General features: G+C 44.5%; 8 protein-coding genes. 2 read left to right on the top strand and 6 right to left on the bottom strand.

The annotated features are described in order from the left end of the window. Positions 1-134 precede the first annotated feature (134 nt). Positions 135-1298: a sporulation protein YhbH gene (yhbH, locus tag NSQ50_RS08505; RefSeq protein ID WP_036684553.1), complete on the top strand. Its 1164-nt coding sequence runs from the start codon at positions 135-137 to the stop codon at positions 1296-1298. A gap of 859 nt (positions 1299-2157) precedes the next feature. Here yhbH and NSQ50_RS08500 read toward each other — a convergent pair. The 6 genes from NSQ50_RS08500 to NSQ50_RS08475 all read right to left on the bottom strand — a co-directional run bounded on the left by NSQ50_RS08500 (position 2158) and on the right by NSQ50_RS08475 (position 10610). Continuing rightward, positions 2158-3663 carry an alpha-glucosidase/alpha-galactosidase gene (locus NSQ50_RS08500; RefSeq protein ID WP_038569578.1) on the bottom strand — a complete coding sequence of 502 codons (1506 nt, stop codon included), beginning with the start codon at positions 3661-3663 and terminating at the stop codon, positions 2158-2160. A 121-nt stretch (positions 3664-3784) separates the two neighbouring features. Next, positions 3785-4714, bottom strand: a complete 930-nt coding sequence (locus NSQ50_RS08495) for an AraC family transcriptional regulator (protein WP_094903395.1) — start codon at positions 4712-4714, stop codon at positions 3785-3787. Between the two features lie 152 nt (positions 4715-4866). After that, complete coding sequence (locus NSQ50_RS08490; RefSeq protein ID WP_051491335.1) at positions 4867-6921, bottom strand: methyl-accepting chemotaxis protein; 2055 nt, start codon at positions 6919-6921, stop codon at positions 4867-4869. A 97-nt stretch (positions 6922-7018) separates the two neighbouring features. Beyond that, positions 7019-7861 (bottom strand): sugar ABC transporter permease, encoded by an 843-nt coding sequence (locus NSQ50_RS08485; RefSeq protein ID WP_036684372.1) that lies wholly within the window; start codon positions 7859-7861, stop codon positions 7019-7021. After that, positions 7858-9171, bottom strand: a complete 1314-nt coding sequence (locus tag NSQ50_RS08480) for a sugar ABC transporter permease (RefSeq protein ID WP_036684375.1) — start codon at positions 9169-9171, stop codon at positions 7858-7860. The genes NSQ50_RS08485 and NSQ50_RS08480 overlap by 4 nt, the downstream gene beginning before the upstream one ends. Positions 9172-9278: 107 nt before the next feature. After that, positions 9279-10610: a sugar ABC transporter substrate-binding protein gene (locus NSQ50_RS08475; protein ID WP_036684378.1), complete on the bottom strand. Its 1332-nt coding sequence runs from the start codon at positions 10608-10610 to the stop codon at positions 9279-9281. A gap of 902 nt (positions 10611-11512) precedes the next feature. Here NSQ50_RS08475 and NSQ50_RS08470 point away from each other — a divergent pair. Next, positions 11513-13258 (top strand): alpha-glycosidase, encoded by a 1746-nt coding sequence (locus tag NSQ50_RS08470; protein WP_036684381.1) that lies wholly within the window; start codon positions 11513-11515, stop codon positions 13256-13258. Positions 13259-13288 lie beyond the last annotated feature (30 nt).

The raw sequence follows: 13288 nt of genomic DNA, 5'->3' as shown, positions 1-13288 counted from the left end.
TACAACCCCAAAACATCCCCACAAGGTGAGGCTTTGCTCTCTATGCGTACTCAGGTACTTTGCGGGGGATCCAAATATATGCTTTGCAAAAGATTTCTTCAATCAACATTCATATTCCATGGGAGGTGGTCATCCTGTCGCAATCATCCGGTCCCTTTTCCTTCGTAGTCTCAAAAGAAGATTGGTCCCTTCATCGTAAAGGTCATCAGGATCAGGAACGCCATCAGCAAAAGGTCAGAGAAGCCATCAAGGATAATTTGCCTGACCTCGTTACCGAAGAGAATATTATTTTGTCAGGCGGTAAGCAGATTGTGAAGGTTCCGATTCGCAGTCTGGATGAATACCGGATTATTTATAACTTCCGTAAACAGAAGCATGTAGGACAGGGGGACGGAGAAAGCCAGGTCGGAGATGTGCTTGGGCGCGATTCACAATCGGCACAGCCAGGCAAAGGAGAAAAAGCAGGCGATCAGCCCGGTCAAGACACCGTGGAAGCAGAGGTCAATCTGGAAGACCTGGAGGACATTCTATTTCAGGATATGGAATTACCACATTTGAAGCCTAAGAATAAGGAAGAGATCGAGGTCAAATCCATTATTTTTAACGATATTCGTAAAAAAGGGATGATGTCCAACATCGATAAAAAACGTACGCTGCTGGAGAATCTTCGGCGCAATGCAAGCAGCGGCAATCCCGGCATCCACAGTATCAGCCCAGATGATCTGCGCTACAAAACATGGGATGATATTAGAACCCCTCATTCCAATGCGGTCATTATTGCCATGATGGATACGTCAGGTTCGATGGGTTCATTTGAAAAATACTGCGCCCGCAGCTTCTTCTTCTGGATGACCCGTTTTCTGCGCCGCCAGTATGAGAAGGTAGAGATTGTCTTTCTCGCCCACCATACGGAGGCTAAGGAAGTCAGTGAGCATGATTTCTTCACCCGTGGCGAAAGCGGGGGAACGATTTGTTCCTCGGCATATCAGCGAGCGATTGAAATTATCGATAGCCGCTACCCGCCTGCGCAGTACAATATTTATCCATTTCACTTCTCCGATGGGGATAATCTCACCTCCGACAACGAACGTTGCGTGAAGCTGATCGGAGAACTGCTGAAACGAAGCAATATGTTCGGCTACGGTGAGGTGAACCAATACAATCGAAGCAGTACCTTGATGTCAGCTTATCGCCATCTGAAACATGAACAATTCATGCATTATGTCATTAAAGACAAAAAAGAAGTGTATCAGGCGCTGAAGACCTTCTTTAGTCCAAAGGGTACGGTTAATTCTTAATCCCCCACTCCAAAACGCGGGTATCCCAAAAGCCAAAAATGGCTGATGGGACATCCGCGTTTTTGGCGTTGCTCCTTCTTGAACAAAACAACAAACTTCGTAAATTGCGTCATCTAAGGCGAATCGCTTCATCTGGGTCCGTAAGATCGAGGGATGGACGAATAGCGTCACCTGGGTCCGTAAGATCAAGGGATGCGCAGAGTAGTATATTAGGGCAACTGAGGGATTACTGGGGGATCGGCGCTTTCGGACACAGATGACCTTATAAGTAGCTTTAGCGCACATTTGGATTGCTATCGGACCCCATAGCTGCTATAGGCATGAAAAACACCAAAAACGAGCCTCATTCTGAGCAATAGCTGCACTGGGGTCCGATAATACGCTCCAAAGGCGATAAATTGCTAAATAGCGTCATCTAGGTCCGCAAGTATCGGGGGATGGGCAAATAGCGTCATCTGGGTCCGAAAGTACCGGGGGATGGACGAATAGCGTCATATGGGACCGCAAGTATCGGGGATGGGCAAATTGCTCATCTGAGTCCGTAAATATCATAGAATGTAGGGCAACTGTGTGGGATTACTGTAGCGCTCGGCGCTACGGTATAGATTAAAAAATAAGCCAGTGAAATTAAACTAACTTTCTTTTTTCAGTTACATAATAACTCCTACTATACACCTAATTTCACAATTTGGATCGGCACCGATAAACTTGTACTCCCCACCCATGTCAGCTTGTTATCGTAAGCTATGACTGCTGTTTTGTTTTTCCCCGCTTAGATTTCCACCATGCAAATAACCTCCAATCTCAAACTCTGGAATGCGGAGGTTATTTATAGTTAAAAAGCTTTCAACGCTACAGCCTAATGAACCTTCTCTCTATCCTTGCCTTTATCAGACTCACCAGCATTTTTGTTCGCTGCTTCCCGGTCCTGCATCATCTCATCCACCGTCTTCACCTTCAGGCGAGCAGCGCCCTCGTTGTTAGCGTTCGTTGGGATAAGCTCTCCTGAAGCCAAACGTTCCTTGGCCCTAGCAATAGCTTCGCTGTATTGAGGCAGCCACTGTTCCCCTGCGACGAGCATCTCATCGACCATCTGCCAGATTTCTTTTGGATTACATACAGCACCAACGAGTGGGTCCATCATAAATGCCTGACGCAACAGCTTATCATCGCCGTGTACAGCTGCTTCAACCGCCAGACGTTGCACTGAAATGCTCACGTTACATACGGCGGCAGGCCCAAGCGGCAATTCACCTACCAATGGCATGGAGATCCCGTTCCGGTCTACATATCCCGGTGCTTCGATAATGGCGTCCTCTGGTAAATTAGAGATTACGCCATTGTTCACTGTATTAAAGTGCCCCCGGTACACTCGTCCCGTTTCCAATCCTTCTATAATATAAGAGCCGTGCTCTTCCCCGCGATTCTCCTTCGTATACTCCAATGCCGGGTCTTTCATCCAGTTTGGAAAATCGGTCTCGAACCAATTCCGACCTTCCGTGCAGACACGCAGATAACCGCCTGTTTCTCCGTTAATCCAGCTCCCCAGATCGATCCAATCCATAATTTCATCACTGCGTTTACGATACCATGGCACGTACTCACTTAAGTGTCCATTGGATTCTGTACTATAGTATCCAAAGCGACGAAGCATATCGATGCGCACTTTTTCCGTACGGCTGAATTCCGGATGTTTCTCAAAAGCCTCTAAAAGACCTTCGGTCAGATCCTTCCCCTCATGACTTGCTGAAATATACCAGGTCTGGTGATTGATGCCCGCACAGATAATATCAACTTCGGATTTCTTAAGCCCATACACATCCGCAATTTGTTGGTGCCCATGCTGTACACCATGACATAGACCGATGGTCCGAACACCACCATATTTATTGCAGGCCCAGGTCAGCATAGCCATCGGGTTCGAATAGTTAAGCAAAAGCACATCCGGTGCTGCCATCTCCCTAATATCACGGCAAATATTCAGCATCTCCGCAATTCCGCGTTGCCCGTACATGATACCTCCCGCACACAGAGTATCTCCCACACACTGATCGACTCCGTATTTTAAGGGAATGTCCACATCCGTAGCAAAGGCTTCAAGCCCACCCATCCGAATAGTACAAAATACGTACTTAGCATCCTTCAGTGCTTCTCTGCGATCCGTTGTCGCCTGAATTTGTATATTTAAACCATTCTCCTTAATATCACGCTGGCATAGCTCCGTGACCATCTCCAGATTGTGGCTGTTAATATCCATAAATGAGACTTCGATATTTTTAAATTCCGGTACAGTTAGTAAGTCCCGCAACAATCCACGGGTAAATCCAATGCTGCCTGCCCCTATAAAAGACACTTTAAATGACATGGTTATCATCCTCCGGTAATGAATTGGTTGTTCCTGTCCATTGTAGCAAGGGACCTGAGGAAAGCGTAACCAATATCATGACCTCTTTTGAAAGAAGGTGTCAAAAATCCTAACCTATCTACTAAAAATCATGCTCTTCATAACTCCAGGCGTGACGCTCAATGGAATTGCGGAATTCTACAGGCGTGCAATCGGCGTATTTTTTAAAAAGAAGGTGAAAATATTGCCTGCTGCTAATTCCTACGTAATCTGCAATTTCAGCAATCGGGATGTCGCTCTGCCCAAGCAGCATCTTCGCCTTCTCCATTCGCAGCATATTCAAGTAATCGCTGAGTGTCCGACCCGTATGGCTCTTAAAAATTCGATGCAAATATCCGGGATGCAGATTTACTGCGGCAGCGATGTCCTTAACCTGAATGTTCTGGTCATAGTTCTGATGCAGAAATTCGATGCTCCGGCGCACATAAAGCTGCGAGGGCTGTTGGCTGGTATGAAGCTGCTCTTGCCGAAGTCTGGATAATCGCAACAGAAGCTCACAAAATAATAAATCAACCATACTTCCCCCCTTCCCGCCGCTCTGATCAAGCTCTAACACAAGTCCCTTTAGAACATGATAGATTTCCTCCGGATCAGGCATTACTAAACTGGAAAAAGGAAGCTGCAGCATTTCTGCGAGCGCCGTTTCTTCACGGGCTAGCTTGCCGACAGAGGGTGCAACCCCTCTATATTCCATGAAGCCAAATTCCACATTTAGCATCCGACAAGGTGCCCCCTCTTCAACAATCAGCCTATGCGGAACATTCGCGTCTAGGATGATCAATTCTCCCCGCTTCAGCCGAACTCTCTCTTCTCCTCCTGAGCTTGGACGGACATCTACGATACAACTTCCTGAGATCAAATACATGATTTCCGTTGAATTATGCTGATGGTAAGACATATTGTAGTTATTCCACTGTTTATAATAGTAAGCAAAAAAATGAGGACTATAATCTCCCTCGATTAAAACCTGCTGAAAAAGACTCCCGCTGGGGCTCAGATTTAAGTTCGTCAATGGATCACTACTTTCTTCATTTATTACTTAATACAAGTGTATCTCTTTAGCCACTTCGAAGACAAGATAACGTCCGATAGCAATCAAATCAACAAAAACGAGCAACTCTCCATTATATTGGAAAATTGCCCGTCTCTATTAGAATAATATTGTCATACTTGAAAAGAAACCAAAGAGTGCTTAAGATCGGCTGCCAAGCCCTCCAGCTTTTCCGATAGGGCAACCAATTCCTCACTAACCGTGAATTGCTGAGATGACATAGAAGCTACCTCCTCCGTCGAAGCAGTGGTTTGCTGGACGATGGAGCTTACGCTGGCCATGGATTCACCGAGTTGACGCTGGAACTCAATCAGTTCGAGGACAGAAGCAGAAGATTCACTAATATGTTTCATGAAATGTTCCATTTCCTCTTTGACACTCGCGAATATCGTTGACGACTCTCTTACAGAAGAGATTTGTTCACGGAACTTAGGAGCGGCTTCATTGATATCCTTAACGGTGTTCTCGATATGTAGACCAATCTCTTCCGTGATCTTGGAGACCGATTGAATCGATTCATTCGACTGGTTAGCGAGCTGCCTGATTTCATCAGCAATCACTATGAACCCTCTACCTGCCGCACCTGCTCTAACTGCTTCTATGGTAGCATTTAGTGCCAAAATATTGGTCTGCTTATTCACAGCAATCATAGGGCTGAGTATACTGCGAATTAAATGAGTGCTTTCTCTGAGCTTAGTAGAATTATCTTGAATTCGATTGATCACCTCTACCGTAGACTCACTCTGCTCTACCAGCAGCTTCATCAGCTCTGTACCTTGATTGCTAACCTCAATGACCCGTTCTGCTGAATGGTCCATCACTGTATTTATTTCCGTCACTTCACTCATTTTGTTGCCGATAATCTCAACATTGTGATAACTGCGTTCGGCTTCAACAGCGAGGCTGGCTGACCCCGCTGCAATCTCACCGGTAGCGGTCGCAACCTCTCTGGCATGGAGGGAGATTGTACTTGATGCTTGTACTAATTGTTCCGAAGTAAGGAGGACCTCATCTGCCGAATTCCCGCTCTGCCTTGCAAGTAAGGAGATCTGCTCCATCATTTTGTTGAAGCTTTGACCCAAGCGGCCAATCTCATCTTTGCCCTTGAAATTGGTTCGTACCTGTAGGTTCCCACGCTCTCCTTCCTCCATCAAGATTGCCAGCTTACCCAGCGGGCGCCCTACCAATCGAACAAGAATATAACCAATTAGCAGTGCTATTAAGGCTGCCGCCAGCACCACAGAAAATGTGATATATAAAAGCTTGTCCGCAGACTTAGTAAAATCACTGACAGGAGCATACCCCATAAGCATCCACTTGGCAGTCGCCAGGGGCTGGTATACAACAAGCTGAGAACTTCCGTTCTCATCCTCCGCTGTAAATGAATGATTTTGCTCTTTCCCTTGTTCTTCTGAAACTTTTATGTAAGAGGATTGACCCAGCTTGGCATGATCCGCACCATACACAATGCTGCCATCCGCACTCAAGATACGAATTTCACCGGTCATCCCAATCTGAAGGTTAGACAGCATTTCAGTCATGGCCTTCCCTTTCACTTCGATTAGCATGTAATACTCCGCTTCGGGATGTAAAAGATTACGTAGCAATCTCCCCATAGTTAAGGATGGCTCAGTATAAGCATCAAAAAAGCCTTTCTCACGAACGGGAAACCAGACTGGCTCTCCTTTAGCTGCGGCAATTTGCTCTAATCTTGCGGAAATGCCTTCATCACTACGAATCCCACTTATGCCAGCAGACTTATAAGATTCTGAGTCTACCAAGCTCTTGGATACCAGCCTGACGCCATACATCCGCTCATCAGACCCTTTTACCAAGTCCAGCTTTCTGCGAATCCGATCTTCAGCACCGGCTTTGTCCACAGTTGTAAGCTCGCCACTATTTATTTTTTCTAAATCACCCTTTAACACAGAGTCGAGTGCAAACTGCCTTGATAGTGCCTCATACTCTGCCAGCACAAAATCCAGCTTGTCCGCTGCCTGAACTACAGATTGTGTGGAGGCTGCAGCAACCTCATTCGTAATGATATTTTTAGCGGCAAAATAGGAAGTCAATCCTAGCACGGAGGATAAGAGAACTATAGAACTAAATAAAATAACGAACAGTTTAACTCCAACAGATTTAAAATATAGAGTCCAGGACTTTTTCATTAAGTTCACTCCCCGTGACGAAATAAGGGTACAGCCCTCCATTTCTGTATAAAGGCTGTACCCTGATCATTTATTAGCATGAAGCGAGCGAATGGGTTTACCCCTTACTAGCTCCTGCTGTCAAGCCATCTACTAGCAGACGTTGCAAGAATACAAACAAAATCATAATTGGAATGGAGATCAAAACCGCACCCGCAGAGAACAAGGTAAAGTTCGTGTTTTGGTTCGTGTTAACCATATCCCACATTCCGACTGCGACCGTCCAGTTCTCCTTCGTCCGCAAAATAAGTCTGGCGAAAATGAAATCCACCCAAGGACCAACAAACTGAGTCAGCGCCATGTAAGTGATCATAGGACGTGACAAGGGTAAGATGATCCGCATAAATATCCCGAAATTACTCGCCCCATCTATTCGAGCCGCCTCATCCAAAGAACGAGGAATCGTATCCAGGAACCCTTTAGCGATAAAGGTCCCACCCAGCGGTGCCCCCGCCGCATAAACGATAATTAACGCAATATGTGTATCCAGCAAATTAAACTCTTTAAGCAGCATATAAATAGCGATCATACTCATAAAACCAGGGAACATACCAAGAATCAATACGGTGGATAACGCTGTTTTACGCGCTTTAAACCGGAATCTGGATACGGCATAACTGGTTAACAAAGTAAGAACTACCCCGATAAGCATCGAGAACACAGCTATTTTCAAGGTATTGGCATACCAAGTCCCAAACATATAGCTGGGTGATGTGAACAATTCTCTGTAATGTGATAAAGTGAATTGCTCGGGAATAAACGTTTTGCTGTACAATGATTTACCAGGTCGGAAGGAAGCTAAGAGAATCCAAAGGGCAGGATAGAGTGCAGCTATCGACAAAGCAATCAAGATAATATAACTACCTGCTAAGCGAATAATGTTCGCGACTTTTCTGCTCATTGGATCATATCCTCCTCTTTAAATGACTTCGTCCGGCGGTAATTGTACAGGGAGAATGAAGCGACAATGATAAAGATAATAATCCCTATTGCCGAAGCCATGTTGTTTTTATTCTGATCAAGCGTTAATTTGTATAACCAGGTTACTAGCAAGTCCGTAGAACCGGCATATTGATAGTCACCATTTACCGGACTACCCCCAGTTAATAGGAAGATTGCGTTAAAGTTGTTGATGTTACCTGCAAACTGCGTAATCAAGGTTGGTGCTGTGGAGAATAATACCATCGGCAACGTTACGATACGGAACTTCTGATAACCCGATGCTCCATCCACCTCAGCAGCTTCATACATATCCCGTGGGATAGTAGTCAGAACGCCCATGATAAGCAGCATAGAAACAGGAATACCTACCCACATATTAACGATAATTACGGTAACCTTAGCCCAGAATGGGTCAGTCAGCCACGGTAATCCATCCAATCCAAAATACCCCATGTATTGATTGATAGGCCCGAATTGACCGTTAAATAAGTTGCGCATGAGCAGAAGCGAGATTAACTGTGGCACCGCGTAAGGCACAATCAGAATTACTCTCCACATTCCTTTGAAGCGAATGCCCTTCTGACTCACCAGCAAAGCGACCAACAGTCCTCCGAAGTATGTAGTAATGGTTGAAAGAACTGCCCATATAATTGTCCATGTTAATACACCATAAAAAGTGTGGCTCCATGTCTTAAGGACCAATAAATTACGAAAGGTCTGAAATCCAACCCAGTCCACCAATTTGGCGGGTGGAAGATGATCAGGTGCGGAATAGTTCGTAAAGGCCAACAGGATCATGAAGATAATAGGCATAATAGTAAAGAATAGAACACCGATACCCGGCAAGACTAGAAACGCTTGAGCAAACTTGTAATCCAGGATATAACGAACACTTTGTTTAAAAGTGTTTGCCTGAAGACCGTTATCACGTTTTTCTCCAATCTTGTAAGCATCTCTGATATTCAAATACCACGCGATAATCAATAGAATAAGAATAAGGATGGTGATCAAGCTTTGGATCATAATATAAATCGAGTGATCACCGGTAACCATCTTGGCGATCCCCTTCACTTTAACCAGACGACTCGGATTCTCTCCTAGTGTTACAATGCCCCATAAGGAGTTGGCAAGATTCTCAATAAAATAAAAAACGGCTACAGCTTCTACGGCTAAATATAATATTCCTTTAACGAATTGGCGGTTATATATTTGTCCCAATCCCATAAAAATCGTCGACAGTATTGCGGCCCTCGTGCGATGTCGTTGCATTTCGCTTCCGTTCTCCTCTCCGAGTGAAAATAAGAAGCTGCCAGCCGCTAAACATGCGGCGGGCAGCTTGATTCACTGTATGCTGTTAAGACAGTGAATTATGATCCTTATTGAGATGCACTGTTATTCAAATCTTTGATTTGTTGTACAGCTTTGTCCATTGCTGCTTTTGGATCCCCATTTTTATCCCAAATTTCTGGAAGGGCAGCATTTACTGGACTCCATACGTTACCCATTTCAGGGATAGAAGGCATCGGTTGGGAGTTCTTAGCTTGTTCTGCAAAAACGGACACATAAGGATCGCTAGAGATCTGTGGATCAAGAAGCGCCTCGTTGTTTGTAGGAACCGAACCAATCGTTTTGTTCAGTAACAGCTGAGCGTCTTTGCTTGAAGCAAAATTCGCATACAATTTAGCAGCATTCGGATATTGAGTAAACGAGTTAACTGCGAAAATTTTAATACCAGAGAATGTAATTGCTGTTTTGCCATTCACTGTAGGGATTGGAGCAATACCAAGGTTGTCACCAAGAGCTTCTTTGTATCCTCCAAGCTCCCATGGACCTGTGATATCCATAGCTACATCACCAGAGTTGAACAAGCTGCGTTTGATATCACTGTTGATATCACCACTCTTAATTGGCAATGCTTCCTTCAATTTCACAAATTCTTTAAGTCCTGCAATTGCGCCATCGTTAGCAAGACCGATATCATCTTTATCCGTACCATCCTTACCGAAGAGGTATCCGCCATCGGATGCGATAAACATGTAGTTGAAGTACACGTTTCCTACTTCCCACATAATTCCATATCTATTTTTCGATTTATCCGTGAATGTTTTGCTGAATGCAAGAACATCATCGAATGATTTAGGTGCTTCTTTAACAAGCGATTTATTGTAGAACAATGCATAAGTTTCTGCTGCTCTTGGGTAACCATACAATTCGCCTTCGTACGAAGATCCGATAATCGAAGCTTCAGTATTGTTAGCTTTTGTTTCTTCACCGAAGACATCGTTAGGAAGAACCAAGCTCGCGCTTGCCGCTTTACCTAAGTTATCGTGAGGGATAAGAATAACGTCTGCCGCTAATCCTGAAGGACCATCTTGAGTAAGCTTAGTTACTTGATCCGGGGGTGCCAATTCTTCAACCTTGACTGGAACGTTATATTTTGCTGTGAACTGTTTAGCAATCTCATCTGCAAAAGGTCTTTCTTCTTTACTTTCCCATACCACTAGAGTTGCGCCATCTTCAGGTACGATTTCATCTGTTACTGCTGCATCTGTGCTCTCTGGCGCTGCAGTCTCTGTAGTAGCGTTGTTAGTAGCTTTTGCTGCGTTGTTGCCCCCGTTATTCGTACTGTTGTTGTTCGAACCGCATGCTGTAACGGACAGAGCCATTGAGAAAGCTGCGGTGATAACCATCATTTTTTTCAATTTCATTACTTTAACCCCTCCCAATTTTTAAAAACGTAAGATGGAAAATAGTAGTGCTGCAATCTGCGCAAACGATTTCAGAAAGGCTAAAAAAAAAGTTCTTCTTTTAGCTTGCTCCTTCTGTATCTGCATTTCACAGGTACGAAAGCGCTTCATTCATGAGTACATCATACAACAGTAACGATTGTTTTTAAAAACGTTTGCATATACTGTATTGGGTCATTTTCCATTAATTGATATACATTATAGGCATATATCTCCATTTTTCACATGATATCTTTTAATTAGTCGATAATTCATGTGTTTAATATTGGAATATCTATTTTATTTGCCCCTAATATGCCACATTTTCTCTATTTCAAGAGATTTCTCATAAATTAACGTTCACAATGCTCGTTTACTTTAGTGAAATTTAGTGCAATGGTTTGAACAAGAGTATTGAAAGCCCTTTTATTCCATGCTATAATCCAAAACGTTAAGAGGCTGTCCAGCATGAAGCACAACATCTCTTGTCTGCCTCCTGTTCTATACAATTAAAAGGCAATGTTACTTATCAAAGGTACAACCTCGGGCAAGCTATTTCGCGGTGGCTGTGCCTCTTTGTTATGTGCTACTCTGCTACTGATTTAGTGCATGTTGCATAAAAAACTGTGCAACCAATAACAATAGCGACATTCTACATTCCACGCGCTCTGTGGAGTATCGTCCGGGAATAGTTTATGCTTTCGATGCGGTTTTGCCGAAGTGTCCGAGGAAGTAGCGCTAACAAAACTTAGCCTATGCTTTCGATGTGGTTTTGCCGAAGTGTTCGAGGAAGTAACGCTAACAAAACTTAGCCTATGCTTTCGATGTGGTTTTGCCGAAGTGTTCGAGGAAGTAACGCTAACAAAACTTTAGGAGGATTTATCATGTTACTGGAAGCAGTGTATCATCGTCCGCGGTTAAATTGGTCTTATGCCTATAATGAAAGTACGATTCACCTGCGTCTACGCGCTAAAAAAGGGGATTTAACCGAAGTGTTCGCCTTTGCTGGAGATAAATATGCTTGGGATACCACAAAAGAGCTAATTCCCATGACCCTCTTCACCTCCGATGCTATGTTTGACTATTGGGAATGTGCTTCAGTACCTCTCTACCGCCGCTTGAAATACGGCTTCTTACTTCAAAAAGATAACGAACGAATTTGGATGACCGAAAGTGACTTTCAAACGGTGCGGCCGGAAAACCCAAACAAGCTGTTCGAATTCCCCTTCATTAACCGCGTTGATGTATTTGCTCCGCCTGCCTGGGTAAAGGACGCTGTTTTTTATCAGATCTTCCCAGAACGCTTTGCAAATGGTGACCCGAGCCTTGATCCGGAAAATGTTCAGCCATGGGGCTCCGAACCAACACCAACCAATTTTTTTGGCGGCGACCTGCAAGGGGTTATTGATCATTTAGATCATCTTAACGAGCTTGGGATCACTGCTATTTATTTCACACCTATCTTTGATGCAACTACTAATCACAAATACGATACAGAAGACTATATGAAAGTCGATCCGCATTTTGGAGATATTGAGACTTTAAAAAAGCTCGTCGATAGCTGCCATAAACGTGGGATTCGTGTCCTGCTAGATGCCGTATTCAATCATTCTGGCAGAACCTTTGCCCCTTTTGTGGATGTTCAAGAAAAAGGAGAGGCTTCCGCCTTTAAAGATTGGTTCCATATTCGCAAGTTTCCACTTCAAATTGAAAACGGTGTCCCTACTTATGACACCTTTGCTTTTGAACCGCTAATGCCAAAGCTAAACACAGAACATCCTGAAGTTAAACAATACTTACTGAAAGTCGCAGAATACTGGATCAAAGAAGTTGGGATCGATGGCTGGCGTCTGGACGTTGCCAATGAAGTGGATCATGATTTCTGGCGGGAATTCCGCAAGGTGGTTAAACGTGCTAATCCTGAGGCTTACATATTGGGAGAAATCTGGCATGAATCTGCACCTTGGCTAGAAGGCGATAAATTTGATGCCGTTATGAACTATCCTTTCACTGACGCTGTCCTTGACTTCTTTGTGCATGGCACTCTTGATGCTGAAGAATTCGCTAATTCCATTGGCAAACAGTTATCGCGCTATCCGCTGCAGGCAAGTGAAGTTGCTTTTAATCTGCTGGACAGCCACGATACTCCACGACTGCTTACGCTGGCTGCTGGAGACAAAAACAAGATGCGATTAGCAGCACTGTTCCAATTCACCTTTATGGGCACTCCCTGCATCTATTACGGTGACGAGATCGGCATGGACGGTGAAGGTGACCCTGGTTGCCGCAAATGCATGGAGTGGAACCCTGAAAAGCAGGATCGTGAGCTCTTCGAGTTCTATCGTCAGCTTATTCAAATACGCAACGATCACCCTGCTCTCCGCACAGGTACATTTACCTTCCTTGAGGCAGGACAACAAGGCAGCAAGCTAGCCTATGAGCGCCGGCTGGATCTGCAGACAATTGTCGTACTAATCAACAGTGAAGAGACCGCTCAGACCTTCCGTATTGACGTAGACGAGCGGGATTGGGAGAACTTGTTTACAGGCGAAACACTGCGCACAGAACGCAGCAAGCTGAACGTGAAGATGCCAGCCTATGGATTCGCAATCCTAAAGGCAATCATCTAAAAGACTTCTTTTCTTCCCACTGCTCAGCCA

The organism is Paenibacillus sp. FSL R10-2788, assembly GCF_038003885.1.
Lineage (GTDB): Bacteria > Bacillota > Bacilli > Paenibacillales > Paenibacillaceae > Paenibacillus_AQ > Paenibacillus_AQ odorifer.
Note: the sequence above shows the minus strand (reverse complement) of the source record. Positions and strands in the feature narration are given on the sequence as shown.

Bases quoted from the DNA above. Each gene is read 5' to 3' on its own strand.
- NSQ50_RS08500 (WP_038569578.1), bottom strand. From the start codon at position 3,663: ATGTCATTTAAAGTGTCTTTTATAGGGGCAGGCAGCATTGGATTTACC.
- NSQ50_RS08490 (WP_051491335.1), bottom strand. From the start codon at position 6,921: ATGAAAAAGTCCTGGACTCTATATTTTAAATCTGTTGGAGTTAAACTG.
- NSQ50_RS08485 (WP_036684372.1), bottom strand. From the start codon at position 7,861: ATGAGCAGAAAAGTCGCGAACATTATTCGCTTAGCAGGTAGTTATATT.
- NSQ50_RS08480 (WP_036684375.1), bottom strand. From the start codon at position 9,171: ATGCAACGACATCGCACGAGGGCCGCAATACTGTCGACGATTTTTATG.
- NSQ50_RS08475 (WP_036684378.1), bottom strand. From the start codon at position 10,610: ATGAAATTGAAAAAAATGATGGTTATCACCGCAGCTTTCTCAATGGCT.
- NSQ50_RS08470 (WP_036684381.1), top strand. From the start codon at position 11,513: ATGTTACTGGAAGCAGTGTATCATCGTCCGCGGTTAAATTGGTCTTAT.